11 protein-coding genes and 3 tRNA genes are annotated in these 16,899 nt (G+C 70.8%); 8 read left to right on the plus strand and 6 right to left on the minus strand.

The window, feature by feature from the left end; translation table 11 throughout:
* Window positions 1–25: 25 nt before the first annotated feature.
* Entirely contained in the window at window positions 26–1,933 is a 1,908-nt protein-coding gene (gene dnaG / locus OG611_RS14655; RefSeq protein WP_266419524.1) for a DNA primase, read from the plus strand.
* A gap of 242 nt (window positions 1,934–2,175) precedes the next feature.
* Window positions 2,176–3,288 carry an RNA polymerase sigma factor gene (locus OG611_RS14660; RefSeq protein ID WP_266425864.1) on the plus strand — a complete coding sequence of 371 codons (1,113 nt, stop codon included), beginning with the start codon at window positions 2,176–2,178 and terminating at the stop codon, window positions 3,286–3,288.
* Between the two features lie 63 nt (window positions 3,289–3,351).
* On the opposite strand, the gene OG611_RS14665 is transcribed toward OG611_RS14660, so the two are convergent.
* From OG611_RS14665 to OG611_RS14680, 4 genes are all read right to left on the minus strand, one after another.
* Window positions 3,352–5,283 carry an ABC transporter ATP-binding protein gene (locus OG611_RS14665; protein WP_266419527.1) on the minus strand — a complete coding sequence of 644 codons (1,932 nt, stop codon included), beginning with the start codon at window positions 5,281–5,283 and terminating at the stop codon, window positions 3,352–3,354.
* Window positions 5,283–7,016, minus strand: a complete 1,734-nt coding sequence (locus OG611_RS14670) for an ABC transporter ATP-binding protein (RefSeq protein WP_266419530.1) — start codon at window positions 7,014–7,016, stop codon at window positions 5,283–5,285. The genes OG611_RS14665 and OG611_RS14670 overlap by 1 nt, the downstream gene beginning before the upstream one ends.
* 169 nt (window positions 7,017–7,185) lie before the next feature.
* Window positions 7,186–8,631: an FGGY family carbohydrate kinase gene (locus OG611_RS14675; protein WP_266419532.1), complete on the minus strand. Its 1,446-nt coding sequence runs from the start codon at window positions 8,629–8,631 to the stop codon at window positions 7,186–7,188.
* A 69-nt stretch (window positions 8,632–8,700) separates the two neighbouring features.
* Window positions 8,701–9,000, minus strand: a complete 300-nt coding sequence (locus OG611_RS14680; protein ID WP_266419535.1) for a YtxH domain-containing protein — start codon at window positions 8,998–9,000, stop codon at window positions 8,701–8,703.
* 182 nt (window positions 9,001–9,182) lie between these two features.
* On the opposite strand from OG611_RS14680, the gene OG611_RS14685 reads away from it, so the two are divergent.
* From OG611_RS14685 to OG611_RS14710, 6 genes are all read left to right on the plus strand, one after another.
* Window positions 9,183–9,255 (plus strand) — tRNA-Asn (locus OG611_RS14685).
* A gap of 5 nt (window positions 9,256–9,260) precedes the next feature.
* Window positions 9,261–9,333: transfer RNA gene (locus OG611_RS14690), tRNA-Asn, on the plus strand.
* A 233-nt stretch (window positions 9,334–9,566) separates the two neighbouring features.
* A tRNA-Ile gene (locus OG611_RS14695) sits at window positions 9,567–9,640 on the plus strand.
* A 455-nt stretch (window positions 9,641–10,095) separates the two neighbouring features.
* Window positions 10,096–10,305, plus strand: coding sequence for a hypothetical protein (locus tag OG611_RS14700; RefSeq protein WP_266419538.1), 210 nt, complete (start codon window positions 10,096–10,098; stop codon window positions 10,303–10,305).
* A 188-nt stretch (window positions 10,306–10,493) separates the two neighbouring features.
* Complete coding sequence (locus OG611_RS14705; RefSeq protein WP_266419540.1) at window positions 10,494–12,317, plus strand: ABC transporter ATP-binding protein; 1,824 nt, start codon at window positions 10,494–10,496, stop codon at window positions 12,315–12,317.
* A 57-nt stretch (window positions 12,318–12,374) separates the two neighbouring features.
* Complete coding sequence (locus OG611_RS14710) at window positions 12,375–13,640, plus strand: MFS transporter (protein WP_266419544.1); 1,266 nt, start codon at window positions 12,375–12,377, stop codon at window positions 13,638–13,640.
* 16 nt (window positions 13,641–13,656) lie between these two features.
* Here the strand turns inward: OG611_RS14710 and OG611_RS14715 are convergent, their stop codons facing one another.
* Together OG611_RS14715 and OG611_RS14720 are read right to left on the minus strand one after the other, a co-directional pair.
* Window positions 13,657–15,039 carry a carboxyl transferase domain-containing protein gene (locus OG611_RS14715; protein WP_266419546.1) on the minus strand — a complete coding sequence of 461 codons (1,383 nt, stop codon included), beginning with the start codon at window positions 15,037–15,039 and terminating at the stop codon, window positions 13,657–13,659.
* Entirely contained in the window at window positions 15,032–16,495 is a 1,464-nt protein-coding gene (locus OG611_RS14720) for an acyl-CoA synthetase (protein ID WP_266425866.1), read from the minus strand. The genes OG611_RS14715 and OG611_RS14720 overlap by 8 nt, the downstream gene beginning before the upstream one ends.
* Between the last annotated feature and the right edge of the window lie 404 nt (window positions 16,496–16,899).

Genomic DNA, 16,899 nt, shown 5'->3' on the forward strand with positions numbered 1-16,899 from the left:
CGTACCCCACCCGTAGACTTCACCCGTGGCAGGCAGGATCAATGACGACGACGTGAAGGCGGTACGGGACGCGGTCCCGATCGACGCCGTCGTTTCCGAGTATCTCCAGCTGCGCAACGCCGGCGGTGGCAACCTCAAGGGCCTCTGCCCGTTCCACGACGAGAAGTCCCCCTCCTTCCAGGTCAGCCCGAGCAAGGGTCTCTTCCACTGCTTCGGCTGCCAGGAGGGCGGCGACACGATCGCCTTCGTGCAGAAGATCGACCATCTGACGTTCGCGGAGGTCGTCGAGCGGCTCGCCGCCAAGGCGGGCATCACCCTGCGGTACGAGGAGGGCGGGTACAACCCCTCCCACCAGCGCGGCGAGCGCATCAGGCTGGTCGAGGCGCACAAGGTGGCCGCCCAGTTCTACGTCGAGCAGCTGGACAGCCCCGAGGCCGAGATCGGCCGGAAGTTCCTCGCCGAGCGCGGCTTCGACCAGGCGGCCGCCGCCCACTTCGGCGTCGGCTACAGCCCGGCCGGCTGGGACCACCTCACCCGCTATCTGCGCGGCAAGGGCTTCAGTGACAAGGAGCTGATCACCTCCGGCCTCTCCCAGGACGGCAGGCGCGGCCCCATCGACCGCTTCCGCGGCCGGCTGATGTGGCCGATCAGCGACACCTCCGGCGACGTCGTCGGCTTCGGCGCCCGCAAGCTGCGCGACGACGACAACGGCCCGAAGTACCTCAACACCCCCGAGACCGCGATCTACAAGAAGTCCCAGGTGCTGTACGGGATCGACCTGGCGAAGAAGGACATCGCGAAGGCCAGCCGGGCCGTGGTCGTCGAGGGCTACACCGACGTCATGGCCTGCCATCTCGCCGGGATCACCACCGCCATCGCCACCTGCGGCACGGCCTTCGGCGGCGACCACATCAAGATCCTCCGCCGGCTCCTGATGGACAACGGCAGCGCCCGGGTGATCTTCACCTTCGACGGTGACGCGGCCGGGCAGAAGGCCGCCCTGCGCGCCTTCGAGGACGACCAGAAGTTCGCCGCGGAGACGTACATCGCGATCGCCCCGGACAACATGGACCCCTGCGATCTGCGCCTGGTCAAGGGCGACGAGGCCGTCCGCAACCTGGTCGAACCCCGCACCCCGCTCTTCGAGTTCGCGCTCCGCCAGATCGTCGGCCGGTACGACCTGGAGACCCCGGCGGGCCGTGGCGCCGCGCTCGACGAGGCGGCCCCCGTCGTCGCCCGGATCAAGAACAGCTCCTCGCAGCACGAGGTAGCCGTCCAGCTGGCCGGCATGCTCGGCATCCTGGACACCCAGTTCGTCGTCAAGCGCGTCGGCCAGCTCGCCCGCTGGGCCCGCGAACGGGGCGACCAGCGGGGCCCCGCCCAGCCGCCCTCCCGCGGCGGCCACCAGCACCAGCAGGTCCAGGCCCCCGCCGCCCCCTCGGGCCCCGCGCTCAACCTCCGCAGCCCCGCCCACCGCACCGAGCGCGAGCTGCTGAAGCTCGCCCTGCAGAAGCCCGCCCTGGTCTCCCCGGCCTTCGACGCCTACGGGATGGACGAATTCACCGCCCCGCCGTACGCCGCCGTCCGGCAGTGCATCGCGGAGGCGGGCGGCGCGGAGCTGGGCGTCCCCGAGACCCGCGAATACCTGGTCCAGGTCCTGGACGCGGCCCCCAACGACACGGTGCGCAATCTGGTCACCGAGCTCGCCGTCGAGGTCTTCCACGGCAAGACCATCGACGAGACCTACGCGGGCATGCAGCTCGTCCAGGTCCGGCTGCGCGCCGTCGACCGCCGGATCGACGATGTCCAGGGCAGCCTCGCCCGCCTCGGCAGCAATGTCGCCCCGGACCATCTGGCGGCCGCGCAGAACGAGGTCTGGGTCCTCCAGCAGTACGCCCAGTCCCTGCGCAACAGCGGGGCCGACGCGCTCTGAGCGAGCGCCCGGCGGGGCAAGGGCCAGTCCGGCGATCACGGCCGGGGTCGCGCCCGATCCGCCGGACAGGCCCCAGCGCCCCGCGTAACCGACCGGTCACGGACCGGACTCAGAAAGTCGCCGCACGCCCCTCGTGGCGGCGATGTGTCTTCCCCCACACTGGGGGGCGGTGCCTGAGACATCGGAGCGCGGCCGGCCCACCGAACGGTGGTCCTCCATCCCCGCGGTCCGGCAGCGATCACCTGGAGGTCGCCCCCGTGCAGACCCGGACCCTGACCGAAACCGAGCATGTCTCGGCCATCCCCGCGCAGAACCGGGCCGTGCGCCATCCGGAGGCCGCGGTGGAGCCGCCGCCGACACCGACCGATCCGCCCGAGCCCCCCGAGGCACTCATGGAGGAGTCGCCCCGGGTGCCCGAACCGCGGAGCCGTCCGGAGACCGCCGGTCCGTCCTCCGACCTCTTCCGCCAGTATTTGCGGGAGATCGGCCGGATCCCCCTGCTCAGCGCCGCCGACGAGGTGGAGCTCGCACGCCGGGTCGAGGCCGGACTCTTCGCCGAGGAACGGCTGGCGGGCACCCCGGACCCGGACACCCGGCTGGCCGTCGATCTCGACCGGCTGGTGGTCATGGGGAGGATGGCCAAACGCCGCCTCATCGAGGCCAACCTCCGCCTCGTCGTCTCCGTCGCCAAACGCTATGTCGGCCGCGGGCTGACCATGCTCGATCTGGTCCAGGAGGGAAACCTCGGGCTGATCAGGGCCGTCGAGAAATTCGACTACGCCCGGGGCTACAAGTTCTCCACGTACGCGACCTGGTGGATCCGGCAGGCCATGTCCCGCGCCCTCGCCGACCAGGCGCGGACCATTCGGGTCCCGGTCCATGTCGTCGAACTGATCAACCGTGTCGTACGGGTCCAGCGCCGGATGCTCCAGGAACACGGCTACGAGCCGACGGCGGAGGAGGTCGCCGACCAGCTCGACCTCACCCCGGAGCGGGTCGGCGAAGTCCTGCGGCTCGCCCAGGAACCGGTCTCGCTGCACGCCCCGGTCGGCGAGGAGGACGATGTCGCGCTCGGCGACCTGATCGAGGACGGCGACGCCGCGTCCCCGGTCGAGTCCGCCGCGTTCCTGCTGCTGCGCGAGCACCTGGAAGCGGTGCTCTCGACCCTGGGCGAGCGCGAGCGGAAGGTGGTCCAGCTGCGCTACGGGCTGGACGACGGACGGCCCCGCACCCTGGAGGAGATAGGAAGGATCTTCGGCGTCACCCGCGAACGCATCCGCCAGATCGAGTCCAAGACCCTCGGCAAGCTGCGCGACCACGCCTTCGCCGACCAGCTCCGCGGCTACCTCGACTGACGGCACGAGGGCCCGCACCGCCGGACGGCGGTGCGGGCCCTCGGGTCCGAACGGGCGGTGTTCCTAGTCGACTTCGGCGACCGCCTGCGCGAACTGCGCCGAATAGAGCCGGGCGTATGCGCCCTCGGCGTCCAACAGCTCCTCGTGCGTGCCCTGTTCGACGATCGAGCCGTTCTCCATCACAAGGATGACGTCGGCGTCCCGGATGGTGGAGAGCCGGTGCGCGATCACAAAGCTCGTACGGCCATGGGCCAGTCGCGCCATCGCCTTCTGGATCAGGACCTCCGTACGGGTGTCGACGGAGCTCGTCGCCTCGTCGAGCACCAGGATCACCGGGTCGGACAGGAATGCCCGCGCGATGGTGATCAGCTGCTTCTCGCCCGCGCTGACGCCGGAGCCCTCGTCGTCGATCACCGTGTCGTAGCCGTCCGGCAGCGTACGGATGAACCGGTCGGCGTGGGCCGCCTTCGCCGCCTCCTCGATCTCCTCACGGGTGACCTCGCGCGACGCGCCGTACGCGATGTTGTCCGCGATAGAACCGCCGAACAGCCAGGTGTCCTGGAGGACCATGCCGATGCCCTGCCGCAGCTCGTCGCGCGACATCTTCGTCACGTCGACCCCGTCCAGCGTGATCCGGCCGCCCGTCACCTCGTAGAACCGCATCAGCAGATTGACGAGCGTGGTCTTGCCGGCCCCGGTCGGGCCGACGATCGCGACCGTGTGACCCGGCTCGACGCTCAGCGACAGATCCTCGATGAGCGGCTTCTCCGGGTCGTACCGGAACGACACCTTCTCCAGCGAGACGTTGCCCCGCAGCTCCTCGGGGCGCTCGCGCTCGCCGGGCGCGGGGTCGGCGCCCTGCTCCTCGGCGTCCAGCAGCTCGAAGATCCGCTCGGCCGAGGCGATGCCCGACTGCACCAGGTTCGCCATCGAGGCGACCTGGGTCAGCGGCATCGAGAACTGCCGCGAGTACTGGATGAACGCCTGCACGTCACCGATCGACAGCGACCCCGAAGCGACCCGCAGACCACCCACGACGGCGATCAGCACATAGTTCAGGTTGGAGACGAACATCATCAGCGGCTGCATGATCCCGCTGTTGAACTGCGCCTTGAAACCGGCCTCGTACAGCGCTTCGTTCTGCTCGGCGAAGTCCCTCGCGGACTCCTCCTGCCGGCCGAAGACCTTCACCAGGGTGTGCCCGGTGTACATCTCCTCGATGTGGGCGTTGAGCTTGCCCGTCACCTTCCACTGCTGCACGAACTGCGGCTGCGAGCGCTTGCCGACCTTCGTGGCCACGACCACCGAGAGCGGCACCGTCACCAGGGCGACCAGCGCCAGCAGCGGCGAGACCCAGAACATCATGACGAGCACGCCGACGATGGTGAGCAGGGAGTTGATGAGCTGGCCCATCGTCTGCTGCATCGTCTGCGAGATGTTGTCGATGTCGTTCGTCGCCCGGCTGAGCACCTCGCCGCGCTTGGCCCGGTCGAAGTACGACAGCGGCAGCCGCGACAGCTTCGTCTGGATGTCCTCGCGCAGCTGGAAGATGATCCGGTTGATGATCCGGATCGACAGCCGGGTCGCCACCAGCATCAGCAGGCCGGCACCGACATAGACCGCCAGCGCCACCAGCAGCACGTCGCCCACCGCACCGAAGTCGATGCCGTGACCGGGGACGAAGTCCACCCCGGAGAGCATGTCGGCCAGGCCGCTGCTGCTCTTGCGCAGGCCCTCGATGGCCTGGTCCTTGGTCGTCCCCTCGGGCATCTCCCGGCCGACGACCCCGGCGAAGATCAGGTCGGTCGCCCGGCCGAGGATCTTCGGCCCGACCACCGACAGGGCGACGCTCAGCACCGAGGCCGCCAGCATCACGTACAGCGGGGTCTTCTCCTTCGCGAAGCGCCTCAGCAGCCGCTTCGAGGACCCCTTGAAGTCCATGGACCGGTCGGTCGGCGCCCCGCCCGCCATCATGCGTCCGCCAGGCCCGGCCATTACGCGGCCTCCGCTTCCGTCAGCTGGGAGAGCACGATCTCCCGGTACGTTTCATTGCCGTCCATCAGCTCGTGATGGGTGCCGGAGCCGACGACCCGGCCCTCGTCCAGCACCAGGATCCGGTCCGCGTCGCGGATGGTGGACACCCGCTGCGCCACGATCACCACGGTCGCCTCGGACGTCTCGTGCGTGAGCGCGCCGCGCAGCGCGGCGTCGGTGGCGTAGTCGAGTGCGGAGAACGAGTCGTCGAAGAGATAGATCTCCGGGCGCTGCACCAGCGTCCTGGCGATGGCCAGACGCTGCCGCTGCCCGCCCGAGACATTGGTGCCGCCCTGCGCGATCGGCGCGTCCAGACCGTGCTCCAGCGCCGTGACGAACTTCTTGGCCTGCGCGACCTCCAGCGCGTGCCACAGCTCCTCGTCGGTCGCGTCCGGGTTTCCGTACCGCAGGTTCGTCGCGACCGTCCCGGAGAACAGATACGGCTTCTGCGGAACGAGACTCACGGTCTTCGCCAGCAGCGCCGGCTCCAGCGTCCGCACATCCGTACCGTCGACCAGCACCTGGCCGTCCGTCACATCGAACAGCCGCGGTACGAGCCCGAGCAGCGTCGACTTCCCGCTGCCCGTCGATCCGATGATCGCGGTGGTCTCGCCGGGGCGGGCCACCAGATCCACCGCCCGCAGCACCGGCTCCTCGGCGCCCGGGTAGCGGAAGTCCGCGCCGCGCACCTCCAGATGGCCGCGGGCGGCCAGCTCGCGGACCGGCTTGACCGGCGGGACCACGCTGGACTCGGTCTCCAGGACCTCCTGGATGCGCTCGGCACAGACCTCGGCGCGCGGCACCATCATGAACATGAAGGTGGCCATCATCACCGACATGACGATCTGCATCAGATAGGCGAGGAAGGCGGTCAGCGCGCCGATCTCCATGCCGCCGCTGTCGATGCGCTGGGCACCGAACCAGAGCACGGCGATCGACGAGACGTTCACGACCGTCATCACGGTGGGGAACATCAGCGCCATCAGCCGGCCCGTGGACAGCGCCACATCCGTCAGCTCGGTGTTGGAGCCGCGGAAGCGCTCCTCCTCGTAGCCGTCACGGACGAAGGCGCGGATGACCCGGTTGCCGGTGATCTGCTCGCGCAGCACCCGGTTCACGGTGTCGAGCCGCTCCTGCATCGTGCGGAACAGCGGACGCATCCGCTTCACGATGAGGCTCACCGCGATGCCGAGCACCGGCACCACCGCGAGCAGCACCGCCGACAGCGGGACGTCCTGGCCGAGCGCCATGATGATGCCGCCGACACACATGATCGGGGCCGACACCATCAGGGTGAAGGTCATCAGCACCAGCATCTGGACCTGCTGGACGTCATTGGTCGTACGGGTGATCAGCGAGGGCGCCCCGAATCGTCCGACCTCACGGGCCGAGAACGACTGCACCCGGTCGAAGATCGACGCCCGGATGTCACGGCCGAGCGCGGACGCGGTACGGGCGCCGAAGTAGACGGCCCCCATGTTGCAGACCACCTGGCCGATGCTGACGGCGATCATGATGCCGCCGAATTCGAGGATGTAGCCCGTGTCCCCCTTGACGACACCGTTGTCGATGATGTCGGCGTTCAGGGTGGGCAGGTAGAGGCTGGCGCAGGTCTGCAGCAGTTGGAGGAGGACCAGCAGCAGGATGGGTTTTCTGTACGGACCGAGATAGGCCCGCAGGAGTTTTATGAGCACGCGTGTCTCTCGGAGTCGGCAGAGGGCGGGAGTCGACCCATTTTCCGGCACCGGGGGCCGCGACTGCGAGTAATTTTACTCAAGACCAGGTCAAAAAACAGACCGAGTACACAAGTGGAGGGGTTCATCTCCACCGGTGTACCCGGTCATATCCGCACAGGTGGACTGCTCAGCTCGCGGAGTCGAACGCTCCGGGGTGGATCTGGTCCCGCGTCGCCGCGTACTGCTGACGCACCGCCTGCCCGACCGCCAGTTCGTCGCCCGGCTCCAGCACCTGCGCCGCGGCGCCCTGCCAGGCCGGGGGAGTGAGCGGATCGGCCGTCCCCTGCGAGACGCCCAGCGCCCAGGCCGCCTGCCGGGCCGCGCCCAGCGCCGCGTACTCGGCGGGCTGCGGCACGATTACCTGCGTACCGAACAGCGCGGGAGCGAGCCCCTGCACGGCGGGCAGCTCGGCCGCCGCCCCCAGCAGGAAGACCCGCCGCACCTCGACGCCCCGGCCGCGCAGCACATCGAGCGCGTCGGCCAGCGAGCACAGCATCCCCTCGAACGCCGCCCGCGCCAGATGCTCCGGCTTCATCGACTCGCGCCGCAGCCCGCACAGCGTCCCCGCGGCATGCGGCAGCTGCGGCGTCCGCTCGCCCTCCAGGTACGGCAGGAGCACCAGCCCGGACGCGCCCGGCGTGGACTTCAGCGCCAGCGCGGAGAGCTCGTCGAGGCCCTCCACGCCGAGCATCTCGGCGGTCCCGCGCAGCGCCCGTACCGCATTGGACGTGTGCACCACCGGCAGGTGCTTCCCGGTCGCGTCCGCGAACGAAGTGATCATCCCGGTCGGATCGGACAGCGCCTCGTCGTGCACCGCCATGACCGAGCCCGACGCGCCCAGCGACACCACCGCGTCGCCGACCCCGACCCCGAGCCCGAACGCCGCCGCCATCGTCTCGCCGGTCCCCGCGGAGATCAGCAGCCCCTCGGGCGTCGTTCCGGCCGCGTCGGCGGGACCGAGCACCTCGGGCAGCGCGGCCTGGTGCCCGAGCGCGAGCTCCACCAGATCGGGCCGGTAGGAGCCGGTGTCCGCCGACCAGTAGCCGGTGCCGGACGCGGCACCCCGGTCGGTGGTCCGCCGGGCGGGACGCCCCAGCAACTGCCAGACCAGCCAGTCGTGCGGCTGGAGCACCGCGGCCACCCGCTGGGCCGCCTCCGGCTCGGTCCGCGCCAGCCAGCGCAGCTTCGACACCGGCTGCGCGGCCTGCGGCACCGCCCCGACCGCCTCGGCCCAGGGCTGCCGCCCGCCGAGTCCGTCGATCAGATCGGCCGCGGCGACCTGCGCCCGCTTGTCGTTGCCGAGCAGCGCCGGGCGGACGAGATTGCCCTGGCGGTCCAGTGGCACCAGACCGTGCTGCTGGGCGGAGACGCCGATGGCCTGCACCCCTTCGAGCAGCCCGTCGGTGGCGGCCTCGCCGAGCGAGAGCAGCCACGCCTGCGGGTCGACCTCGGTGGCCTTCGCTTCGACGGGGTGTGCGGCGAACCCCCGGCGCAGCACGGCGCCCGTGTCCGTATCGCAGACGACGATGTGCGTGAAGGCGGAAGAACTGTCCAAGCCGGCGACTATCCCCATGCCCCAGATTCTGCCGCACCGCCGGAGCTTTTCCGTACCGGTGGTGCGGCAGCGGTGGGGGCGGTCCCGCTAGGTATTGGTGGTGCCCCAGTCGTCCTCGCCGTTCCGGCCGCGGTCCCGCAGCGAGCGCACCCGGTCGGCCACCGAGGCGGGGACCTTGTCGCCGACCTTCTCGCTCACCGAGTGGTACGCCTTGCCGGCCAGATCGCGGCCGCTCTGCGCCGCGGACTCGGCGGTATTGCGCACGGCCGGATTCTGGGCGAACTGGCGTGCGGACTTCTTCAGCTGCTCGTAGCGCTCGCGCCCGGCCCGTGTCCCGATCACGTATCCGAGGGCCAGTCCGGCGATGAACGTGAGCCGGTACCGCATGGCTGCCACCCTTCCTTGCTCAGTGCGACGTGTGCTGCCCGACCTACCCGCGGGCACCGGAGATCACCCCGGGGGATACCGATTGGCAAAGCACCCCCCTGCTTGCGCTAATGTATGTGTCGCAGCGAACGCGCGCCGCCCGGCAGTAGCCAGGTAGGTAGGGTTCGGTGCATACGCAGCAATCCCCTGTAGCTCAATTGGCAGAGCAGCCGGCTGTTAACCGGCAGGTTACTGGTTCGAGTCCAGTCGGGGGAGCGCGATCCCCTGTAGCTCAATTGGCAGAGCATTCGGCTGTTAACCGGAGGGTTACTGGTTCGAGTCCAGTCGGGGGAGCGGAACGGAAGAGGACCCCGAGGGGTCCTCTTTCGTATGTCCGCCGACGGTCGTCACCGTGGTGCGTGTGGGATGCGTGTGACTCTTTCGCGTGTACTTCGCTCCGTCCGGAACCGGACGGCCGACGGCGAGGTCTTCGTGGTCATGCGAAGCCGACCATCCGGAGCGAGAGATCGTATGACCGGCTATGCTGCGGCAGACGGCGCGCACACTTGTACGCGCCACGCCGAAAAGGGGCGGTAGCTCAGCCGGTTAGAGCAGCGGACTCATAATCCGTCGGCCGTGGGTTCGAGTCCCACCCGCCCCACTGCCGATGTTCCGGCAGAAACGTTATGACCTGCGTATACGTAGGCACGAGGGCCCTCACGGATTCCGTGGGGGCCCTCACCATAGCCCCCTGGCAAGATCAAGTGGCCGCATCCCGGCCCGGCCGGTCGTGTCGATGAGGTCCGGCCCGGAGCCCGCCAGTTCCGCATCGAAGCGTCAGTGCGTCGGTGCGTCAGTGTCGGTACGGGCGGCCTCGATTGTGTGCGGCCGGGGGACGGCCGTGACGCCGTCGCGAGGTGTACGCCGCCGTCGGCCGCCCCGACGGATGTCCGGAGAGTCACTTATGGCAACGCTCTGAAGGACTACGGTATTTCGTCCCTTTTATCCTTGATTTCGGCTTCTACGACTTGTTGGCCGGAGGGGGCGGACGTAGTGTCGAAAGTGCCGCAGCAAGAGCAAGGAGCGGCGCAGCGAACTCCTCCAAAGGAGGCGAAGATGAACGTACGCAGCATCTTCGACTACAGGGGCCACGGCGGTGGCGGTGGCTACGGTTACGGTGGCGGACGCGGCTTCGGACGCGGAGGCGGTGGCTACGGCCGCGGCTTCGGCTTCGGACGCGGACGCGGCGGCTACGGCCGCGGCGGCGGCGGTGGCGGACGCGGCGGTTACGGCCGCGGCGGCGGCGGCGGTGGATGGGGCTACTGACCCCACACCCCCGACACCATCCCCGAAACGAGGCAGGCTCGCGCTGCGGCGCGGGTCGGTCTCGCGGTTTTGGGGTCCGCGCCTATGGAGATGGTCCATAGTCCGAGCACTTCTGTGACGTGACGCCCATGCGCCTCAGCAGCTCGTCCCGGCGCCCAGCGCCCCCCGAAGAGACTTCTCAGGACTCGGTGACGGATGTCCCGATCCGCACGGATCCCATCAGCATCGTCGTGGCGTTCCGGCGCTTCTGGCCACTTACCAAGGGTGACCGGCGCTGGCTCGTCCTCATTCTCCTGTGCGCCGTCATGGCCGCCATCGCCGAGACCATCACGGTCCTGCTCTTCGCCAAACTCACCGACACCGCTCTGCAGACGGGCTCCGTCAGCGCTTTCTGGAAGCCTGCCGGCCAGTGGCTCGCCGTGGCCGTCATCGGTGCAGTGGTGGGATATCTGGGCAATTCGCTCGCCGCCTGGGTCGCCGAACGCTTCGTGATGAGGCTGCGGGCACGGGTATTCGGACACCTTCAGACGCTTCCGCCGCACTTTTACCAGCGCAATCGCCGCGGTGACCTGGTGGAGCGGCTGACGGGTGACGTGGAAGCCATCGAAGCGCTCGTGGTCTCCGGCATCGTCGGGGCGGCATCGGCCCTGTTCGGCACGCTCTTCTACGCCGCCGCCGCCCTGTGGCTGCGCTGGGATCTGGCCCTTGCCACCTTTGTCATGGTGCCGCTCTTCTGGTTCACGACCACCCGTTTCGCCGGGCCCCTGCGCGCGGTGTCCCGGCGCGGTCGGGCGGCGGACGGTGCCATCACGGCCGTGGTCGAGGAGACGTTGGTCAACGTCGTCATGACCCAGGCGTACAACAGGCAGCACGATGAGGAGGAGCGGCTCCTCAGCAAGGCGCGTATCCGGCTGAGGACAGCGGTGAAGGCCGTCCGCCTCACCGAGTTCTACGAGCAACTCGTCGAGGTACTCCAAACGTTGTGCGTCCTGGCGATCATCGGTCTGGGGGCGTGGGAGATCTCCCAGCAGCGGATGACGCTCGGACAGTTGCTGGCCTTCGCCGCCTTCATCGGCTACCTCTACCCGCCGATCCGCTCGCTGGGCCAGCTCGGCCTGACGGCCACCGCCGCGACCGCAGGCGCCGAACGACTGCTGGAGATCCTCGACGCCGAGCCCGCGGTCACCGACCCGGGCGACTCCGTGCCCGTGCCGCCGCGGAGCCGGGCGCTCGGCGAGGTGGGGGCGCGTCAGGTGTTCTTCCACTACCCCGGCAGCGACGAGATGGTGCTCCGGGACCTCTCGTTCACCGCAAGTCCCGGGGAACTACTGGTCATCACCGGCCCCAGCGGTGCGGGCAAGTCGACCCTGGCGGCGCTGCTGCTGAGGTTCTACGACCCGGACGCCGGCAGCGTACGGCTGGACGGTGTGTCCGTGGACCGGCTGCCGCTGCCCTACCTCCGGCAGAACATCACGCTGCTGCCGCAGGACACGCTGGTCCTGCACGACACCATCGAGATGAACATCGGCTGCGGAAGTCTCGACGCGAGCCACGACGATGTCGTGCGGGCCGCGCGGGCGGCCGACGCCCACGAGTTCATCGAGGTCCTCCCGGAGGGATATGACACGGTCATTTCCACCGGCACCTCCCGGCTCTCCGGCGGCCAGTTGCAGCGCATCGCCATCGCCCGCGCCATGCTGCGCGACGCGCCCGTTCTCCTCCTCGACGAGCCCACCACCGGACTGGACCGGCTGGCCGCGGAGCGCATCCTCGAACCCCTGCGGCGGCTGGCCCGCGGTCGCACCACCATCGTGATCACCCACGACCTGGCCCTGGCCGCGGACGCCGACCGCATCCTCGTCCTGGACGAGGGGCGGCTGGTGGAATCCGGCACGCACACCCAACTTCTCGACAGGAGCGGCCTGTACGCCACACTGTTCGAGCGTCGCACCCACCCGCACAACGGGACCGAGTACAAGCCTGTCCGGACGTCAGGGATCCACTGGAGGTAGCCGGTCCCCGGCGCAGGGCCCCAACGGTACGGACCGACCCGGTCGTTACTATCCGGCGTGACCGAAACGACCGAAGGACCCACCTCTCGTACCCGCATACTCGCCGATCTCACACCTCTGCGGAGCTCGCCCGACTACCGGCGGCTCTGGTTCGGGAACACGGTCTCCTGGATCGGGCAGGGGATGACCTCGCTCGCGGTGTCGCTCCAGGTCTACGACATCACCGGGTCCGCCTTCTCGGTCGGGCTCATCGGATTCTGCTCGTTCCTGCCGCTGGTCGTCTTCGGGCTGTACGGCGGGGCCGTCGCCGACACCATGGACCGCCGCAAGCTGGGCCTGGCCAGTTCCGTCGGGTCGTTCGTGCTCTCCGTCGCACTCGTCGCCATCACCGTCGCCGGGGTGGAGCAGGTGGGGCTGCTGTACGCGATCGTCGGCCTCCAGGCGGCCTGCTTCGCGGTCAACGCGCCCGCCCGCAGCTCGATGATCGCCCGGCTGCTGCCGCCCGAGCAGCTGCCCGCCGCCAACGCGCTCACCTCCATGACCGGCACCACCGGCACGCTGGTCGGGCCGATGCTCGGCGGGCTCGTCGTCGGCTGGTGGGGCTACCGGGCCGCGTACACCGTCGACGCCATCACCTTCACCGCCTCGCTCTACGCGATGTGGCGGCTGCCCGCCATGCTGCCGCAGCGCGAGGAGGGCGCGGGGGACAAGCGGGCGTCCGTCGCGGACGGGCTGCGCTTCCTCGGGACCAGGCCCAACCTCCGGATGACCTTCTTCACCGATCTGTGCGCCATGCTGCTGGCCCACCCCCGGGCGCTGTTCCCCGTCGTCGCCGTCCTCTGGTACGGCGGCGACGCGAAGACCACCGGACTGCTGGTCGCCGCCCCGGCGCTCGGCGCGCTGCTCGGCGGGGTGTTCTCCGGCTGGCTGGGACGCATCCGGCGCCACGGCCTCGCCGTGCTGCTCGCCGTCGCTTGCTGGGGCACCGCCATCGCGGTCTTCGGCCTGACCCGGCAGCTCTGGCTCGGGCTGCTCTTCCTGGCGCTCGCCGGGTGCGCGGACACCACTTCGATGGTCTTCCGCAACACCATGCTCCAGGCGGCCGTGCCGGACGAGATGCGAGGGCGGCTCCAGGGCGTCTTCATCGTCGTCGTGGCGGGCGGGCCGAGGCTCGGCGACTTCCTGGCGGGATCGGTCGCCGACCTGACCTCGCCCGGCCTGGCGGTGACCGGGGGCGGGATCGCCTGTGTCGTCGCCGTCTCCCTGCTGGCGCTGCGGTGGCGCGGGTTCGCGCGGTACGACGCGCGGGCCCCCCAGCCGTGACCGCCCCGCCCGCGCCTCACCCCCGCGGCATGTCCCCGGATCCGTCCCGCGGCCCCACCACCGAGCGGGCGAAGCCCAGTTCCACCAGGTCCTGGGGGCGCAGCCGCAGCTGGTCGGCCGTGGCACGCACCTCGTCCGGGGCGCGCTTCAGGATCGCCGCCGCCGGCTCCGGGGCGATCACCGAGAAGTAGCTGTCCCGGGTGACATGGGTGTTCCCCGGTGCCGCGAGGGCCAGCGCGCCGCCCGAACCGCCCTCGCCTATCACCAGGGTGGTGACGGGGACCCGGGCCTCCGCCATCGCCGCGAAGGCGGAGGCGATGGCGGCGCCCGCGCCCGCCCGTTCCGCCTCCGCGTCGTTCGCCGCGCCCGGGGTGTCGATCAGCGTGAGCACGGGAACGCCGAGCCGGTCGGCCAGCCGGATCACCCGCGCCGCCGTGCGGTAACCGGCCGGGCGGGTCGCGGTGCCGCACTGGGCCACGTACGCGATGGACCGGCCGCCGCGCCGCCCGAAGCCGCAGAGCAGTCCCGGGTCCGTACCCCCGCAGCGGTCGCCGCCGAGCGGGAGCCGCTGGTCGAAATAGGCGCCCAGATACGCCTCGGCGCGCGGCCGGGCGGGCGAGCGGGCCTGCCGGACCGCGTCCCAGCCGGTCACCGGAAGGCCTGTGGCGGACAGGGCGTCCGGCACCGGGGCGGGGAGCGCCGGGGAGCCCGGGGCGTGGAGCGCCCGCAGCCAGTGGGCCACCGTCTCCGGGAGCTCGTCCGGCGGGACGACCGCGTCGATCTGGCCCGCGGCCAGCTGTCCCTCGGCGGTGTACGCGTGAGGGTCCGCGTCCGGGGGCCGTACCCGGGAACCGGCGAACCCGACCTGGGCGCCCGGCAGCGCCAGGATCACATCGGCGCCCGCGCCCAGCGTGGCCCAGCCGCCCCCCGTCGTCGGGTCGCGCAGGACCGCGAGCTGCGCGGGGCCCGCCGCCCGCAGCCGCGCCGAGGCACGGGCCACCCGCTGGAGCTGGGTCAGGGCGACCATGCCCTCCTGCATCCGGCTGCCGCCCGTCGCGATCAGCGAGACGAGCGGCAGCGCCCGGGTCCGGGCGGCCTCGTACGCGGCCTCCAGCCGGTCCCCGGTGCGCTGCCCCAGCGAACCGCCCAGGAACCCGAACTCGAACGAGACCAGCACGCAGGCCCGGCCGCCGACCGAGGCGAGGCCATGGACGACGGACTCCTCCTCGCCGGTACGGGCGGCGGCGCGGGCCCGGGAGTCCGCGTACCCGGCCCAGGCGAGGGGCCCGTCCCCGGCGTCGTCACGGCCGGGCGCGGCGGCGTCCCCGGGCTCCCCGAGCTCCTCGAAGTCCGCGGTGAGGGCCGCGATGGCCGCTCTCGCCGTCAGCCGGTCAGGCATGGAGCGACCGCTTCATGATCTTGCCGAGGTCGTTGCGGGGCAGCGCGTCCAGGTAGCGGACCGTGCGCGGGCGCTTGTGCGGGGACAGCTGGGCGGCCACATGGTCCGCGAGCTCGTCCCCGGACGGCGGCGACGCCGGGTCGGCCGGCACCACCCAGGCGACGATCCGCTCGCCCAGATCCGGGTCCGGCTCACCGGTGACGGCGGCCTCGCGGACGCCGGGGTGGTCCAGGAGCGCGTTCTCGATCTCCCCGGCGCCGATCTTGTAGCCGCCGCTCTTGATCAGGTCGGTGGCCTTGCGCCCGACGATCTGTACGTAGCCGTCGGCGTCCCGGGTGGCCATGTCCCCGGTACGGAACCAGCCGTCCTCGGTGAGTGCGGCGGCCGTGGCGTCGGGGCGGTTCAGATAGCCGGTGAAGAGGTTGGGGCCGCGCACCTGGATCTCGCCGATGGCATCGGGTCCGGTTGCGCCCTCGGCGAGGACGGTGCCGTCCTCCTCGACCAGGCGGAGCTCCACGCCGAGCAGGGGCGCGCCGACCGTTCCGGGACGCGGTTCGCCGTCGGCCCGGACGCCCGTGTTCATCAGGGTCTCCGTCATGCCGTACCGCTCGATGACCCGGCGGCCGGTGGCCGTCGCGATCCGCTCGTGGTCGTGCACCGGCAGCGCGGCCGACCCGGACACCAGCAGCCGGGCTCCGGCCAGCGCCTTCGCGAGCCCCTCCGCCCCGGGGCCGTCGAGGGCCTCGGCCAGCCGGTGGTACATCGTCGGTACGCCGAAGAGCATGGTGCCGCCGGACGACAGTTCCCGGGCCACCCCGTCGGCGGAGAACCTGCCCAGGTGCCGCACCGATCCGCCCCGCCGCAGCGGTCCCAGCACGCCCAGGATCAGGCCGTGCACATGGAACAGCGGCAGGGCGTGGACGAGCACGTCGTCGTCGGTCCACTGCCAGGCGTCCTCCAGCGCGTCGAGCGAGGCCGCGATGGCCCGCCGGGGCAGGATCGCGCCCTTGGGCGGGCCCGTGGTGCCGGAGGTGTAGACGATCAGCGCGGGGGACTCGGGGGAGGGCTCGGGGAGCGCGGCGCCGGCGCCCTCCCCGGCCGTGTCGATGTCGATGCGGTCCAGCGCGTCCAGCACCGGCGGGAGCGTGTCGCCCGCCCCGGCCAGCACCACGGTCGGTTCGCTGTCGGCCACGATGTGGGCGAGTTCGCGCGTCCCCGTCTTCGGGTTGAGCGGAACCGCCGGCACCCCGGCACGCAGCGCGGCCACGACGGCGACCACCGTCTCGGGGGTGGGGGTGGCCCAGACGGCGACCCGCCCGGCGCCGACGAGACGCGCGGCGAGCGCGGTGGAGGCGGTGGTCAACCGCTCGTAGGTCATGGTGTGTTCGCCGAACCGGGTGGCTTCCCGGGTCGAACCGTCATCCGGCACAGAGAGAAGAGGAGTCACCCACCGCACCCTAAGGGCTGTCCCGAACGAGAGACCCCAGTCCCGCTTGAGTCCCCGCATGCGGCCGTAGGCGTACACGCACCCCGCGAGCGCCAGGTCCGACAGCAGCATGAAGCCGATCGAGTACGAGCCCTTCGCGCTGTAGATCGCCCCCATCACCAGCGGCGGCACGAAGCCGCCCAGCCCGCCCATCGCGCCGACGATCCCGGTCACGCTGCCCACCTTCGCCTGCGGCGTCACCTGCGAGACCAGGGCGAAGACGCTGCCGCTCGCGGTGCCCAGGCCCGCCGCCATGCAGACCAGTACCGGCACCGCCACCAGCAGTGACTGCTCGAACGAGCTCAGCCCCAGCCGCTCCTTGTAGTCCCCGGACAGCGGCGCGATCAGATTCCAGGCCCAGAAGGTGAGCCCGA

The sequence above is a fragment of the Streptomyces sp. NBC_01363 genome, assembly GCF_026340595.1.
Classification (GTDB): domain Bacteria; phylum Actinomycetota; class Actinomycetes; order Streptomycetales; family Streptomycetaceae; genus Streptomyces.

Coding starts and splice junctions, on each gene's coding strand:
- OG611_RS14665 (WP_266419527.1), bottom strand. CDS start 5,283: ATGGCCGGGCCTGGCGGACGCATGATGGCGGGCGGGGCGCCGACCGAC.
- OG611_RS14675 (WP_266419532.1), bottom strand. CDS start 8,631: ATGGGGATAGTCGCCGGCTTGGACAGTTCTTCCGCCTTCACGCACATC.
- OG611_RS14680 (WP_266419535.1), bottom strand. CDS start 9,000: ATGCGGTACCGGCTCACGTTCATCGCCGGACTGGCCCTCGGATACGTG.
- OG611_RS14700 (WP_266419538.1), top strand. CDS start 10,096: ATGAACGTACGCAGCATCTTCGACTACAGGGGCCACGGCGGTGGCGGT.
- OG611_RS14715 (WP_266419546.1), bottom strand. CDS start 15,039: ATGCCTGACCGGCTGACGGCGAGAGCGGCCATCGCGGCCCTCACCGCG.